15 protein-coding genes are annotated in these 14,294 nt (G+C 65.7%); 12 read left to right on the forward strand and 3 right to left on the reverse strand.

Going from position 1 to position 14,294, the window contains the following annotated elements; translation table 11 throughout:
- The first annotated feature begins 7 nt into the window (after nucleotides 1–7).
- The 12 genes from ACQR0U_RS04860 (at nucleotide 8) to ACQR0U_RS04915 (ending at nucleotide 11,000) form a co-directional block, all read left to right on the forward strand.
- Nucleotides 8–1,663: a nitrite/sulfite reductase gene (locus tag ACQR0U_RS04860; protein WP_434872089.1), complete on the forward strand. Its 1,656-nt coding sequence runs from the start codon at nucleotides 8–10 to the stop codon at nucleotides 1,661–1,663.
- A complete protein-coding gene (locus tag ACQR0U_RS04865; RefSeq protein WP_316194808.1) occupies nucleotides 1,650–2,168 on the forward strand; it encodes a DUF934 domain-containing protein in 519 nt (172 codons plus the stop codon). The genes ACQR0U_RS04860 and ACQR0U_RS04865 overlap by 14 nt, the downstream gene beginning before the upstream one ends.
- Entirely contained in the window at nucleotides 2,165–2,890 is a 726-nt protein-coding gene (locus ACQR0U_RS04870) for a phosphoadenylyl-sulfate reductase (RefSeq protein ID WP_315713860.1), read from the forward strand. Before ACQR0U_RS04865 ends, ACQR0U_RS04870 begins: the two co-directional genes overlap by 4 nt.
- Before the next feature lie 214 nt (nucleotides 2,891–3,104).
- Nucleotides 3,105–4,094 carry a sulfate ABC transporter substrate-binding protein gene (locus ACQR0U_RS04875; protein ID WP_315714369.1) on the forward strand — a complete coding sequence of 330 codons (990 nt, stop codon included), beginning with the start codon at nucleotides 3,105–3,107 and terminating at the stop codon, nucleotides 4,092–4,094.
- 207 nt (nucleotides 4,095–4,301) lie between these two features.
- Complete coding sequence (gene cysT / locus ACQR0U_RS04880; protein WP_315713861.1) at nucleotides 4,302–5,138, forward strand: sulfate ABC transporter permease subunit CysT; 837 nt, start codon at nucleotides 4,302–4,304, stop codon at nucleotides 5,136–5,138.
- Nucleotides 5,139–5,146: 8 nt separating this feature from the next.
- Nucleotides 5,147–6,055, forward strand: a complete 909-nt coding sequence (gene cysW, locus ACQR0U_RS04885; RefSeq protein ID WP_316165794.1) for a sulfate ABC transporter permease subunit CysW — start codon at nucleotides 5,147–5,149, stop codon at nucleotides 6,053–6,055.
- Nucleotides 6,045–7,082, forward strand: coding sequence for a sulfate/molybdate ABC transporter ATP-binding protein (locus ACQR0U_RS04890; RefSeq protein WP_315713863.1), 1,038 nt, complete (start codon nucleotides 6,045–6,047; stop codon nucleotides 7,080–7,082). Before cysW ends, ACQR0U_RS04890 begins: the two co-directional genes overlap by 11 nt.
- 363 nt (nucleotides 7,083–7,445) lie before the next feature.
- A complete protein-coding gene (locus ACQR0U_RS04895; RefSeq protein ID WP_315714371.1) occupies nucleotides 7,446–7,961 on the forward strand; it encodes a CAP domain-containing protein in 516 nt (171 codons plus the stop codon).
- 140 nt (nucleotides 7,962–8,101) lie between these two features.
- A complete protein-coding gene (locus ACQR0U_RS04900; protein ID WP_316159343.1) occupies nucleotides 8,102–9,277 on the forward strand; it encodes a patatin-like phospholipase family protein in 1,176 nt (391 codons plus the stop codon).
- Between the two features lie 4 nt (nucleotides 9,278–9,281).
- Nucleotides 9,282–10,073, forward strand: coding sequence for a 3-hydroxybutyrate dehydrogenase (locus ACQR0U_RS04905; protein WP_172134430.1), 792 nt, complete (start codon nucleotides 9,282–9,284; stop codon nucleotides 10,071–10,073).
- A 113-nt stretch (nucleotides 10,074–10,186) separates the two neighbouring features.
- Nucleotides 10,187–10,438: a SemiSWEET transporter gene (locus ACQR0U_RS04910; protein WP_315713865.1), complete on the forward strand. Its 252-nt coding sequence runs from the start codon at nucleotides 10,187–10,189 to the stop codon at nucleotides 10,436–10,438.
- Nucleotides 10,439–10,448: 10 nt separating this feature from the next.
- A complete protein-coding gene (locus ACQR0U_RS04915) occupies nucleotides 10,449–11,000 on the forward strand; it encodes an RNA 2'-phosphotransferase (RefSeq protein WP_315713866.1) in 552 nt (183 codons plus the stop codon).
- A gap of 28 nt (nucleotides 11,001–11,028) precedes the next feature.
- On the opposite strand, the gene ACQR0U_RS04920 is transcribed toward ACQR0U_RS04915, so the two are convergent.
- From ACQR0U_RS04920 to ACQR0U_RS04930, 3 genes are all read right to left on the reverse strand, one after another.
- Nucleotides 11,029–11,688, reverse strand: coding sequence for a L,D-transpeptidase (locus ACQR0U_RS04920; protein ID WP_315713867.1), 660 nt, complete (start codon nucleotides 11,686–11,688; stop codon nucleotides 11,029–11,031).
- A 175-nt stretch (nucleotides 11,689–11,863) separates the two neighbouring features.
- Nucleotides 11,864–13,240: a lipopolysaccharide biosynthesis protein gene (locus ACQR0U_RS04925; protein WP_316225837.1), complete on the reverse strand. Its 1,377-nt coding sequence runs from the start codon at nucleotides 13,238–13,240 to the stop codon at nucleotides 11,864–11,866.
- Nucleotides 13,241–13,352: 112 nt separating this feature from the next.
- Nucleotides 13,353–14,192: a protein-disulfide reductase DsbD domain-containing protein gene (locus tag ACQR0U_RS04930; protein ID WP_315713869.1), complete on the reverse strand. Its 840-nt coding sequence runs from the start codon at nucleotides 14,190–14,192 to the stop codon at nucleotides 13,353–13,355.
- Between the last annotated feature and the right edge of the window lie 102 nt (nucleotides 14,193–14,294).

A 14,294-nucleotide genomic window follows, 5' to 3' on the forward strand; every position in this document is an offset into this window, starting at 1 on the left:
GCCTGTCATGTACGCTTATGACGAAATCGACCGCACCTTGATCAACGAGCGCGTCGCCGAATTCCGCGACCAGGTGAAGCGGCGCCTATCGGGCGAATTGTCCGAGGACGAGTTCAAGATGCTGCGGCTGCAGAACGGCGTCTATCTGCAGCTCCACGCCTACATGTATCGCATCGCGATCCCCTACGGCACGCTGGCGTCGAACCAGCTCCGCCGGCTGGCCCATGTCGCGCGCCGCTACGACCGCGGCTACGGTCACTTCACGACGCGGCAGAACATCCAGTTCAACTGGATCAAGCTCGCCGAGCTGCCGGATGCGATGGCCGACCTCGCCGAGGTCGGCATCCAGTCGATGCAGACCTCCGGCAACAACATGCGCAACGTCACCTCGGATCAGTGGGCGGGCGTCGCGCCGGGCGAGGTCGAGGATCCCAGGATCTGGGCGGAGCTGCTGCGCCAGTTCACCACGCTTCACCCGGAATTCTCGTTCCTGCCGCGCAAGTTCAAGATCGCGATCACGGCGTCCGACCACGACCGCGCCGCGATCAAGATCCACGACATCGGCCTGCGTCTCAAGAAGAACGAGCAGGGCGAAACCGGCTTCGAGGTGCTGGTCGGCGGCGGCCTCGGCCGCACGCCGTTCATCGCCAAGACCATCAAGCCGTTCGTCCACGGCCACGACATTCTCAGCTATGTCGAGGCGATCCTGCGCGTCTACAACCAGTACGGCCGCCGCGACAACATCTACAAGGCGCGCATCAAGATCCTGGTCCATGAGCTCGGCATCGAGAAGTTCGCCGCCGAGGTCGAGGAGGAGTGGCAGCAGATCCGCGACGGCGTGCTCAAGCTCGATCAGGGGATCATCGAGGACATCCGCTCGCGCTTCTTCTATCCGGCCTACGAGACGCTGCCGCACATGCCGGAGGAGCTGAAGCAGGCGGCGCACGATCCGAAGTTCGAGGCCTGGCGCAAGAACTCGGTGTTCCCGCACAAGGTGCAGGGCTATGCCATCGTGACCGTGTCGCTGAAGCCCATCGGCAAGCCGCCTGGCGATGCGACCGCCGACCAGATGGATGCGCTGGCCGACATCGCCGACAAATACTCGTTCGGCGAGATCCGCGTCGGGCATGAGCAGAACCTGGCGCTGCCGCACGTCCGCAAGCGCGACCTGCCGGCGGTGTGGAAGGCGCTTGAGGCCATTGGCCTCGCGATTCCCAACGTCAACCTCGTGTCCGACATCATCGCCTGCCCGGGCCTGGACTACTGCTCGCTGGCGAACGCGCGCTCGATCCCGATCGCTCAGGAGATCACGCGCCGCTTCGCCAATCACGACACGGCGAACCTGATCGGCCGGCTGCACATCAACATCTCCGGCTGCATCAATGCCTGCGGCCACCATCATGTCGGCCATATCGGCATCCTCGGCGTCGAGAAGAACAACGAGGAATTCTATCAGATCACGATCGGCGGCCGTGCCGACGAGGGCGCCGTGCTCGGCACCCTGATCGGACCCGCGGTGCCCTATGCCGAAGTGGCCGATGTCGTCGAGGACATCGTCGAAGCCTATCTTGCGCTGCGCGCGAGCCCCGAGGAGCTGTTCGTCGACACGGTGAAGCGGCTCGGGGTCGAACCATTCAGGGAGCGGGTCTATGCCACTCGTTAAGGGCGGACACATCATCGCGGACGCGTTCGTCCGCCTCACCGACGATGCCGAACTGCCGGCGCAGGGCGCGATCCTCGTCTCCGAGACGCGTTTTCTCGCCGGCCCCGACGCGCTGGTCAGCCGCTCCAGTGGCAAGCTCGGCGTGATCTGGCCGAACAATCGCGACGTCGACGATCTCGTGCCGTATCTCGACCGGCTCGCGCTGGTCGCGCTGGTGTTTCCGAGTTTTCGCGACGGCCGCGCCTATACCCAGGCGCGTCTGCTGCGTGAGCGCCATGGCTTCCGCGGCGAGCTGCGCGCGACGGGGCAGGTGCTGCGCGATCAGTTCGTGTTCATGCTGCGCGCCGGCTTCGATGCCTTCGACGTCAAGAAGCAGGCCGATGCCGAGGCGTTCACCGAGACCGTGAAGCGCTATTCGGTGTTCTACCAGCCGACCGGCGACGGCCGGATCTCGGCGCTGCATCAGCGCCTGCAACTGCGCCATTCGGAGAGTGCCGGGCTGTGAGCACGCTGGCTGCATCGCCTTCCGTTGCGGAGATCCCGGTCGCGGCGCTCGACGCCGCGCTGCGCACCGCCGCGCCGCATGAGGTCATTGCCGCTGCTCTCGCGGCGATCGGTCGCGAGCGGCTGGCGGTGGTGTCGTCGTTTGGAACGGAGTCGGCTGCGCTCCTGAAGGTGACGTCCGACGTCGATCCGGCGATCCCGGTGATCTTCCTCGACACCGGGCACATGTTCGCGGAGACGCTGGCCTATCGCGACCGGCTCATCGAGATCCTCGGCCTGCAAGACGTCCGCTCGATGAAGCCGGACGCCGCCGCGCTCGAGCGCGAGGACGCCGACAACGATCTGTGGTTCTCCGATCCCGACGCCTGCTGCCGCATCCGCAAAGTCGAGCCGCTGGCACGCGCGCTGGCGCCGTTCGCCGCCTGGATCAACGGCCGCAAGCGTTTCCAGGGCGGCTTGCGGGCGGCGATCCCGGTCGTCGAGCAGGACGGCGTGCGGGTGAAATTCAATCCGTTCGCCAATGTGACCCGCGAGGAGATCGCGGCGATCTACCGCTCTGCCAATCTGCCGCAGCATCCGCTGGTCGCCGCCGGCTTCCGCTCGATCGGATGCATGCCCTGCACAAGCCGCGCCGACTCCGGCGAGGACGAGCGGGCCGGCCGTTGGCGCGGCCGTGACAAGACCGAATGCGGCATCCACACGATCGCGACCTCGAAGGTGTAGTTCGAAACTCACCGGCCGGCTGACCTGGCAGCCCATGACGACATTGTGCCGCGGCAAGAACAGCTATCCCAACGCCGAGCGCTTCGTAGCAAAATGCCTATGTCCGGCCGGAAACAAGAAAATCCGGTTCCGTTGACTCCGACGTGAACATTTGGCGATCTGCAGTGCGCGCCTGCAACATTGCGGGCGGTGAATGGAACGGAGAGCTTGGATGATGATGCGACGTCTTCTGGCTGCGGTCGCAGGCCTGGCATGGGCAGGATCGGCCTATGCCGCGGACATCAGTCTGCTCAACGTCTCATATGACCCGACCCGCGAGCTCTACGTCGAGTTCAATAAGGCGTTTTCAGCCGCCTATCAGAAGGAGACCGGCAAGAGCGTCGAGGTCAAGCAGTCGCATGGCGGCTCCGGTGCGCAGGCCCGCAGCGTCATCGACGGGCTGCAGGCCGACGTCGTGACCCTGGCGCTCGCCTATGACATCGACGCGATCGCGGGCAAGGGTCTGCTCGACAAGGAATGGCAAAAGCGACTGCCGCAGAATGCCTCGCCCTACACCTCGACCATCGTTTTCCTGGTGCGCAAAGGCAATCCCAAGGGCATCAAGGACTGGGACGACCTGCTCAAGAAGGGCGTCGACGTCATCACGCCCAATCCGAAGACATCCGGCGGCGCGCGCTGGAACTATCTGGCCGCCTGGGGCTATGCGCTGAAGAAGTTCGGCTCGGCCGACAAGGCCAAGCAGTTCGTCGGCGACCTCTATCAGCACGTCCCTGTGCTCGACACCGGCGCCCGCGGCGCCACCGTGACCTTTGTGGAGCGCGGTGTCGGCGACGTCCTGCTCGCCTGGGAGAACGAGGCGCATCTGGCCCTGCGTGAGTTCGGCAAGGACAAGTTCGAGATCGTCGCGCCGCAGCTGTCGATCCTGGCCGAACCGCCAGTTGCGGTGGTCGACTCGGTGGCCGACAAAAAGGGCACGCGAAGTGTGGCTGAATCCTACCTGAAATACTGGTATACAAAGGAAGGTCAGGAAATTGCCGCACGCAACTCCTACCGTCCGCGTGATCCCGAGGTGGCCAAGAAGTACGAGGCTGCCTTCGCCAAGGTCGAGTTGTTCACCATCGACGAGGTGTTCGGCGGCTGGACCAAGGCCCAGAAGGACCATTTTGCGGAAGGCGGAATCTTCGATCAAATCTACAAGAATTGATCGAATCAGAAGGAACAAGTTGGTGACCGCCGATCTGATACGGCTTCGAGACAACAAGGCAAGAAGCTGGCGTTGCGGCGATCTGCGATATCGCGCATGAGACGCGGTCCCCGGTCTCGATTGCCGAGACGAGGCTGGGGGCGGCGGCCGGACACCACAATCGATTCAAGCCCATCGACACCGATCATCAACGGACCAGGCCTTTTTTTGAACGTACTTGCACCACGTCGCAGCACCTTGCCGGGCTTTGGTCTCACCATGGGGCTGACGCTGACCTGGCTGTCGCTGATCGTCCTGATTCCACTGGCGGGACTGTTCGTCCGCTCGACCGATCTCAGCCTGGAGCAGTTCTGGGGCATCGTCACCAGCCGTCGCACCTTGAGCGCGCTGAAGATCTCGTTCGGGCTCGCCTTCGCCGCCGCCTGCGTCAATCTGGTGATGGGCACCATCGTCGTCTGGGCGCTGGTGCGCTACCGCTTTCCCGGGCGCCGCCTGTTCGACGCCATCGTCGACGTGCCGTTCGCGCTGCCGACGGCGGTGGCGGGCGTGGCGCTGACGGCGCTGTTCGCACAGAAGGGCTGGCTCGGCGCGCCGCTCGCCGCAATGGGCATCAAGGTGGCGTTCACGCCGCTCGGCATCTTCGTTGCGATGATCTTCATCGGCATCCCCTTTGTCGTCCGCACCGTGCAGCCGGTGCTGATCGATCTCGATCCGGAGATCGAGGAGGCGGCGGCGAGCCTCGGCGCCGGGCGCTGGCAGATCGTGGCCCGCGTGATCCTGCCGAGCCTGACGCCGGCGCTGCTCACTGGCTTCGCACTCGCCTTTGCGCGCGCTGTCGGCGAGTACGGATCGGTGATCTTCATCGCCGGCAATCTGCCGAACGTCTCCGAGATCGCGCCGCTGCTGATCGTGATCCGGCTGTCCGAATTCCGCTACGCCGATGCCACCGCGATCGCGGTGGTGATGCTGGTCGTGGCGTTCCTGATCATCTTTGCCGTGAACCGGTTGCAGCGCTGGGCGCAGAGCCGGGCGCCCTTGAACTAGGACCCGACATGAGCGTGGAGATGACCCTGCAGGCGCCATCCGTGGCATCGTCCGCGGCCAGCCCGCACGTCGCGCAGGCCGGCCGCCCCGATCCGCGCACCGAGCCGCGCCTGGTCCGCATCGTCATCACTACGCTGGCGTTGGCGTTCCTGTCGGTGTTCGTGGTGCTGCCGCTGATCGTCGTGTTCGTGGAAGCGTTCGGCAAGGGCATCGCGGCCTATTTCACCGCGCTTGCCGACGCCGAGGCGTGGGCCGCGATCCGCCTGACGCTGCTGGTGGCGCTGGTCTCGGTCGGGACCAATCTCGTGTTCGGCCTGTGCGCCGCCTGGGCGATCGCCAAGTTCGACTTTCCGGGCAAGACGTTCCTGATCACCCTGATCGATCTGCCGTTCTCGGTGAGCCCGGTGATATCGGGCCTCGTGTTCGTGCTGCTGTTCGGCGCGCAGGGGTTCTTCGGTCCGTGGATGCAGAGCCATGGCCTGCAGATACTGTTCGCCTTTCCCGGCATCGCGTTGGCGACCGTGTTCGTGACCTTCCCGTTCGTGGCGCGCGCACTGATCCCGCTGATGCAGGAGCAGGGCACGCAGGAGGAGGAGGCGGCGATCTCGCTCGGCGCGTCCGGCCTGCAGACGTTCTTCCGCGTCACCCTGCCGAACATCAAATGGGGCGTGCTGTATGGCGTGCTGCTCTGCAACGCGCGCGCGATGGGCGAGTTCGGCGCCGTCTCGGTCGTGTCCGGCCATATCCGCGGCGAGACCAATACGATGCCGCTGCTGGTCGAGATCCTCTACAACGAATACCAGATGGTCGCCTCATTCGCGATCGCCTCGCTCTTGGCGATGCTCGCGCTGATCACGCTGGTCGTCAAAACCGTCCTCGAACGGCAACTCGATGAGGGAGGTCCGCGTGACCATTGAAGTCAGGGGTGTCGTCAAGACGTTCGGCACGTTCAAGGCCCTCGACGGCGTCGATCTCAAGGTCGCCGACGGCGAATTGCTGGCGCTGCTGGGCCCGTCCGGGTCGGGCAAGACGACCTTGCTGCGGATCATCGCCGGGCTGGAGTGGCCCGATTCCGGCGAGATCCTGTTCGACGGCGAGAGCGCGCTCGATCGCGGCGCGCGCGAGCGTCACGTCGGCTTCGTGTTTCAGCACTACGCGCTGTTCCGGCACATGAACGTGTTCGAGAACGTCGCCTTTGGCCTGCGCGTGCAGCCGCGCCGCATCCGCAAGAGCGAGGCTGAGATCCGCGCGCGCGTGAAGGAGCTGCTCGACCTCGTCCAGCTCGACTGGCTCGCCGATCGCTATCCGAGCCAGCTCTCCGGCGGCCAGCGCCAGCGCATCGCGCTGGCGCGCGCGCTCGCCATCCAGCCGCGCATCCTCCTGCTCGACGAGCCGTTCGGCGCGCTCGACGCCAAGGTGCGCAAGGAGCTGCGGCAATGGCTGCGCACCCTGCATCACTCGATCAACGTCACCTCGATCTTCGTGACGCATGATCAGGAGGAGGCACTCGAGGTCGCGCACCGCGTCGTGGTGATGGACAAGGGCCGCATCGAGCAGGTCGGCTCGCCGAGCGACGTTTACGACAGTCCGGCGACGGCCTTCGTGCACGGCTTCATCGGCGAATCGATCATGCTGCCGGTGGAGATCTCCGGCGGCGCCGTGCATCTGAACGGGCGGCCGCTGGACCTGGCTGCAGAGGGCGTGGCCGCGGGCGCCTCGACCTTGTTCGTGCGCCGGCACGACATGCTGATCGGCTCCGCGGACAGCGGCACGCTGCACGGCGCCGTCACCCACGTCCGCAGCTTCGGCCCAGTGCAGCGCGCCGAGATCGCGCTGACTGAAGGCTCGACCATCGAGATCGACGCCCCCCGCGACCGCGAGCTCCGCATCGGCGACCGCATCGGCCTGAAGCCGCGGCATTATCGGATTTTCGCGGCCGGGTAGGGGCTGTTCGGGCTCGTCCCGGATCGCTGCCAAACATGCGGTGTCGTCCCGGACAAGCCCGGCAACGCGAAAGCGTTGGCGGGCGCTGATCCGGGAACCATACGCCGTGAAGCTTGCTTGAGGCACGCCGGAGCGGCATCGGGTCTCACCACGACCGCTGCGGAGTAAGGTCCCGGCTCAAGGCCAGGACGACACCGAGGGCGTCGTGCCGTTCCTGGCTTGACCGAACTGCTCCTATGGTTGACGAACGGTTGCCGGCAGGAATGGCCGCAATTGTCGCGACGGAACTTACCGCCGATTCACCTTTCAGCCACGGTTGATGTGCAACAACCCGCCTCTCGCATCGGCATAGGGATTGGTTCATTGAAGCGTCTGGCTCTCGCTCTCTCCATTGCATTCCTGCTCGCCGGCTGTGCGGCCGAGACGCCGGTCGTGCAGGCGCCGACCATGTATGCCGATATGGCGGTCGCGGGCGCCAAGCTCGATGCGGTGGCTGCGGCGACGATGATCTCGCAATACCGCCAGAACAACGGGCTCGGCACGGTCGAGGTCGACCCCGAGCTGATGCGGCTGGCGGAATCGCAGTCGCAGGCGATGGCCGACAAGAACAAGCTCGATCATGACGTGCGCGCCCCGCTGGCGAAGCGCCTGACGGGTGCCGGCTATGACGCTGTCGTCGCGGTCGAGAACGTGTCGGCCGGTTATCACACGCTGGCGGAGGCGTTTTCCGGCTGGCGTGACTCGCCGCCGCATCGCGCCAACATGCTCAAGAGCGGTGTCACAAAAATAGGCATCGCAGCGAGCTATGCTCCGAACACCAAGTACAAAGTGTTCTGGACCATGATCCTGGCCGCGCCGGACGGCAAGAAGCCCTCCTGACAGGCTGGGCTGCCGCCGCCCTGCGCAGGCCGCGTGCGCATGGCTCGCGCGCGAGTCAGGCCGGCCTAGCCCTTGGGGTGGATTGACGTCACCGCGAAGTGACGCCACGGTGGCGCCTTGCTTTGCTAATGACCGCGGTAATGACGCAACATCCATTTCCCCCGCTGCCTGCAACCCCCGCCGAATCGCAACGCGTGCTCGTCCTGCAGGGCGGCGGCGCGCTCGGCTCCTATCAGGCCGGCGCCTATCAGGCACTGTGCCATTTCGATTTCGAACCGGAATGGGTCGCCGGTATCTCGATCGGCGCCATCAATGCCGCGATCATCGCCGGCAACGACCGGGAGAAACGCATTGGCCGTCTCAAGGAATTTTGGGAGATGGTGTCGTCGCCGGTGCCGTGGAAGCCGCTGCTCAATGGCGATCATCACCGCTCGGCCTTCAACGAAGTCAGCGCCGGGCTGATCGCGGCGTTCGGCGTGCCCGGCTTCTTCACGCCGCGCTTCCCACCGGCGCCGCTGTGGCCGTCAGGCACGCTGCAATCGGTCAGCTATTACGACACCGCGCCGCTCAAGCGGACCCTGGAACGGCTGGTCGATTTCGACCGCATCAACGATCTGAAGACGCGGCTCTCCGTCGGAGCCGTCGGCGTCACCACCGGCAACTTCACCTATTTCGACAATGTCGAATTCAGGAAGCAGGGCAAGCGGATCGGGCCCGAGCACATCATGGCGTCGGGCGCGCTGCCGCCCGGCTTCCCGCCGGTCGAGATCGACGGCGAGCACTATTGGGACGGCGGCATCGCCTCCAACACGCCGCTGGACTACGTGCTCGATACCGAGACCGATCGTGATCTGCTGATCTTCCAGGTCGATCTGTTCTCCGCGCGCGGCGATCTGCCGCGGACGCTGCTGGAGGCCGCCGAGCGCGAGAAGGACATCCGCTATTCCAGCCGGACGCGGATGAACACCGACAAGAACCGCATGATCCACAACACGCGCAAGGCGCTGCGCGAGCTCTATGCCAAGCTGCCCGACGAGCTGCGCAACGATCCCTCGCTCGAGATCCTGTGCAAGGCGGCGCAGGAAAACACCGTCACGGTGGTGCACCTGATCTATCGCAGCAAGAACTACGAGACGTCCTCCAAGGACTACGATTTTTCCCATGTCGCGATGGTCGAGCATTGGGAAGCGGGCGTGCGCGATGTCCACCAGTCGATGCGCCACAAGGACTGGCTGGAGCGGCCGCAGTCCGGCGAGACCATGGTCACCTACGATCTCACGCAGGACGGCAGTCTCGCTGCCGCCAAGAAGGAGTGAAGCAATGACGACGAATCTGAAGGGCAAGACCGCGGTCGTGACCGGCTCGACCAGCGGCATCGGGCTGGCCTATGCGCGCGCCTTCGCGTCCGCCGGCGCGAACATCGTGCTCAACGGTTTCGGCGCGCCAGCCGACATCGAGAAGGAGCGTGCGGCGATCGAGAGCGACTTCAAGGTCAAGGCCGTGCACTCGCCGGCCGACATGAGCAAGCCGGCCGAGATCGCCGGCATGATCGCGCTCGGCGAGACCACGTTCGGCTCGGTCGACATCCTCGTCAACAATGCCGGCATCCAGTTCGTCTCGCCGGTCGAAGACTTCCCGCCGGAGAAGTGGGAGCAGATCATCGCGATCAACCTGTCGTCCGCGTTCTACGGCATCCGTGCCGCCGTTCCCGGCATGAAGAAGCGCGGCTGGGGCCGCATCATCAACACGGCGTCCGCGCATTCGCTGGTCGCCTCGCCGTTCAAGTCGGCCTATGTCTCGGCCAAGCACGGCATCGCCGGCCTCACCAAGACCGTGGCGCTCGAGCTCGCGACCTTCAAGATCACCTGCAACTGCATCTCGCCGGGCTATGTGTGGACGCCGCTGGTGGAGAAGCAGATTCCGGACACCATGAAGGCGCGCAACCTCACCAAGGAACAGGTCATCAACGACGTGCTGCTCGCGGCGCAGCCGACCAAGGAGTTCGTGACCTCCGAGCAGGTCGCGGCGCTGGCGCTGTTCCTGTGCGGCGACGATGCGGCGCAGATCACCGGCACCAACCTCTCGATCGACGGCGGTTGGACGGCGGCGTAACGATCGCAGGGAGCGCTGAACAAGGCACCAGTTTCGCGCCGGGGCGGGTTTCGCTTCGGCGCGGTCCATTCTACAAGCGTGCGTTTCCACGACCAGCGCACGGACCCTCGACCTTGCTGACCACGATCATCGGCCTCGGCGCCGCCATCTGCACCACGAGCTCGTTCCTGCCGCAGGTCATCAAGGCCTGGCGGTCGCGCTCGACCCATGACATCTCGATGGGCATGTTCGTGCTGCAGACCACCGGCAACTCGATGTGGCTGCTCTACGGCGCGCTGATCAGCGACCTGCCGCTGGTCGTCGCCAACGCGATCACGCTCGGCCTGGTGGCGGCGATCCTCGGCCTGAAGCTGCGCTACGGCTAGGATGCAGACGATGGCCTTCGATCCGGTCCGCTTGAGCAAGTTCCTCAGTCTCGTGCTGCGCCACCAGCCAGATACAATCGGCTTGGTGCTGGATGGGCAGGGCTGGGCGATCATCGATGATCTGATCGCGCGCGCGGCGGCGGCGGGGACCGTCCTCAGCCGGGCCGATCTGGAGCAGGTGGTCGCGACCAGCGACAAGAAGCGCTTCACGGTCTCGCAGGACGGGCAGCGCATTCGGGCGGCGCAGGGACATTCGGTGGCGGTGGAACTCGGCTTGACCCCGCGCGAGCCGCCCGCCGTGCTGTATCACGGAACGGCGACGCGCTTCGTCGAAGCGATCATGGCAGAAGGCTTGAGGCCGCAGTCACGCCAGCAGGTGCATCTGTCTTTGGATGAGGCGACGGCCGTCAATGTCGGGCGCCGGCACGGCGAGCCCATCGTGCTGCGCGTCGATGCCGCAGCGATGCATCGGGATCGCTTGAAGTTCTTCGTTGCGGACAACGGCGTCTGGCTGACCGACCACGTGCCTCCGGAGTACCTGAGCGTCGACCCCGCGCCGTAACCCGCGCGCGTCGCAGAACGTCGCGATATCAGCTGCGGCGGGCGAATACGTTCGCGGTGGTGGACGCGACGCTCTGGCCCGGCGGCAGCACGACCACGGTCGATCCGAGCTGGACGTGGTTGTAGAGGTCGGCGACGTCGGTATTGGTCATGCGGATGCAGCCCGACGAGATCGCCTGGCCGATATATTCGGGCTGGTTGGTGCCGTGGATGCGGTACAGGGTGTCCTTGTTGCCCTCGTACAGATAGATGGCGCGGGCGCCGAGCGGATTCGCCGGGCCGCCGGCGACGCGCTTCGGATACGGCCCGAGGCGCGCCTGGATGTCGGCGGTGGGAACCCAGTCCGGCCATTCCGCGAGCTTGCCGACGGTGGCGACGCCGGAGAAGGCCATCGCCTCTTCGCCGACGGCGACGCCGTAGCGGATCGCCTTGCGGTCGGGCAGCACGTAGTACAGGAAGCGCGCATCGGTATCGACGACGATCGTGCCCGGCTGTTCCTGCCGGGTGTAGTCGACCATGTGGCGCTGGAACTGTTGCGGGATCTGCGCCTCGGCATAGGGCGCGTGCGCCAGCAACTGACGGTCGCGGGGCGTCAACGCCGCGTCTGACGTCGGCGACAGCGTCGCTTCCATGCAGCCGGCCAGCATCACGGTTCCGGCCAGCGATAGTGCGACCCCCAGTCTCGACATCTCATTCTCCCCCAGCGCGCATTCAAATCATGTGCCCGGAGGATCGCGCCAATATCAAGGCGTTGCACCCAACACTTGCGTGATCGCCGGGCGAGACGAGGCGTGGCGGCACGACGCTCGCAGTTCCGCCAAGGCGAGGCCAAGATGACGCAACAGATGCGTCAATATGGTTTCCTCAAGATGCCTTGCCGAAGGCGAGGACATGCAGCCCGAGCCGCTGCTTGACGATCCGGAACAGCAGCACGGTCTCGAAGGCCAGCGACAGCGAGGTCGCCGCCGCGGCGCCGTGGCCGCCGAACTGCGGCACCAGCAGGATGCAGAGCACGAGGTTCATGACGAAGGCCGCCGCATAGGCCATGGCGCAGGCGCGCTGCTGGCCCAGCATGTTGAGCAGCCGCTCCACCGGTCCGATCGCGGCGCGTACGACGAGCCCGATTGCGGCGATGAACATGATGTCGTAGCCGGCGGTGAACTGCGCGCCGAACAGAAACAGCAGCGGCTTGCCGAGCGCGAGCAGCACCAGCGTCGCCGCGAGCGACGGCCAGAACGTCCACTTGATCGCATGCGCGACATAGGCCGACAGCCGCGCCTTGTCGCCGAGCGCGTGGTATTCGGCGAAGCGATGCGCCGTCGTCGCCGACATCGCGTAGTGGATGAACGACACCAGCGCGAGCGTCTTCACCACCGCGAAATAGATGCCGACCTCCTCGGAAGAGCGGAATTGCTGCAGCACCAGCACGTCGGTGTAGGACAGCAGCAGATAGAAGCTCTCGACCAAGAGGATCGGCAGCGAGATCGCGAGCCAGCCGCGGAGATCATATTGTTTGGGACCTGGCTCGACGTGGCCGCGGAGCCGGTTGTTCAGCACCAGCATCTGGCCGAGCATCGCAAGCCACACCGCGGCCGCGCTCGCGGCCATCGCAGCGGTGGCGCCGAGATCGAGGCCGAGCACGAAGGCGCCTGCCGTGAAGCCGATGATCAGCGTCTGGCGGATGATGAATTGCGGCATCAGGCCGAGCGTCATCCAGTCGTGCGAGCGGGCGATGCCGTCCTGGGTGTTGGCGACGACGAAGGCTGGCAAGGTGAGGCAGCCGATGTAGAGCGGCATGCGCTCGCCGGCGTCGATCCAGGGCGACAGCAGCGCGATCAGGCCGGCGAGCAGCAGCGCCGCAGCGGTGGACGTCGCCAGCGTCAGCCAGCGTCCGCCGGAGAGGAAGCCGCGCAGCAGCGCCTGCTGGCCCGAGGTGCGGTAGTCCGGAATGATCTTCTGCGCCGAGGAGGCGATGCCGACATCCAGCATGCTGCCGAGCAGCAGCACCCAGGTCCAGACATAGACATAGGTGCCGTAGTCCGAGCCGCCCATCCAGCGCGCGAGCAGGATCTGGCTGAGATAGGCGAGGCCCGCGCTGAGCACGCGGATCAGGAAGATGGTGCCGGCCAGGCGGCGCGTCAGCGATGCCTCGCCGCTGCCGCCGAGCGCGGCCAGGCGCGCCTTCAGGCGGGCCGCGAGGCCGCTCGATGCGGGGGCGTTGCGGGCATCCATCACGGCCACGGCGGGGTCCGGCTCCACGGCCGCGCGGATGGCGGCGATGGTGCTTCCCTATCAACGCAACGTTAAGATTGAGTTGGGCCGGCGCCGCGTCGGTCGCGCGGCGCTACAGCCGTCACGGCAGAGTGAAGTTGAACTCGTAAGACTTGTCGGGGCCGACCAGCGTGAATTTCAGGGCCGCGCCGTCCGGCTTCACGCCCGGCGGAACGCCGTCGAGCTCGAAGGCGAAGCGCTTGATGCCCGGCATGCCGCTGTCGCGCACGGTCGGGATCGGCAGTGCCCAGTCAGGCGTCGGCCCCTCGACATAGAGCTGGACACCGCGCGGATCGGCGACGGCGACGTCGACGACGACGTCCTTCGGGCCGTCGCGCTTGACGTCGCGGATCGTCAAGGGAATGGCGTCGCCGACAGTGGCCGGCTTCGGCACCGTGTCGAGGGCCGCCGAGAGCGCCGTATCCTCGGTGCTGGCGACGCTGGTGAAGGCGAGCTCGGCCTTTGCCTCGACGGGAATGCAGATCTTCTCGCAGACCGCGTAGCTGACGTCGGCGCGCAGGGTCATCGGCTTGTCGGGGTTCTTGGCGACGATGCGCAGCGGCAGCACGACCTGATCATGATAGCCGAGCGAGTGTCCGCCGGCGCCGTCGTCGAACTTTGTCGGCGCGGGCCACAGAACCGTCACCGCTTCGACGTTCTCCGACTTGGAAAAGTCGAACCGCGGCGGCACGCCTGAATCGCCGGGCGTTCGCCAATAGGTCTTCCATCCCGGCTGCAGCGCGAAGGCGATGCCGCCCAGCATGACCGGACCGCTGCGCGAGCCCGCGAGCAGGCGCACCGCGGAGTGGCTGTCGCGCTGCCAGGGCGAGGAATCCTGCGCCTGCGCGCCGAACGCAAGGCAGGATGATACGACGGTCGCGACGAGCAGTGTGGCAGAGTGGTGAGGAACCAAGGCGGACATGAGACGTCTTTAGAGTGCGGTTCGGGCGCAAACCATTGAAATGCTTGTGAGCAGATTTCCTCGCGAGGACCTGAACCTTGATTGACAGATGCGCATCCCAAT

The organism is Bradyrhizobium sp. HKCCYLRH3097 (assembly GCF_051167875.1).
Lineage (GTDB): Bacteria > Pseudomonadota > Alphaproteobacteria > Rhizobiales > Xanthobacteraceae > Bradyrhizobium.

Bases quoted from the DNA above. Each gene is read 5' to 3' on its own strand.
- ACQR0U_RS04915 (WP_315713866.1), top strand. From the start codon at position 10,449: ATGGCCTTCGATCCGGTCCGCTTGAGCAAGTTCCTCAGTCTCGTGCTG.
- ACQR0U_RS04860 (WP_434872089.1), top strand. From the start codon at position 8: ATGTACGCTTATGACGAAATCGACCGCACCTTGATCAACGAGCGCGTC.
- ACQR0U_RS04865 (WP_316194808.1), top strand. From the start codon at position 1,650: ATGCCACTCGTTAAGGGCGGACACATCATCGCGGACGCGTTCGTCCGC.
- ACQR0U_RS04930 (WP_315713869.1), bottom strand. From the start codon at position 14,192: ATGTCCGCCTTGGTTCCTCACCACTCTGCCACACTGCTCGTCGCGACC.
- cysW (WP_316165794.1), top strand. From the start codon at position 5,147: ATGAGCGTGGAGATGACCCTGCAGGCGCCATCCGTGGCATCGTCCGCG.
- ACQR0U_RS04905 (WP_172134430.1), top strand. From the start codon at position 9,282: ATGACGACGAATCTGAAGGGCAAGACCGCGGTCGTGACCGGCTCGACC.
- ACQR0U_RS04920 (WP_315713867.1), bottom strand. From the start codon at position 11,688: ATGTCGAGACTGGGGGTCGCACTATCGCTGGCCGGAACCGTGATGCTG.
- ACQR0U_RS04875 (WP_315714369.1), top strand. From the start codon at position 3,105: ATGATGCGACGTCTTCTGGCTGCGGTCGCAGGCCTGGCATGGGCAGGA.
- ACQR0U_RS04900 (WP_316159343.1), top strand. From the start codon at position 8,102: ATGACGCAACATCCATTTCCCCCGCTGCCTGCAACCCCCGCCGAATCG.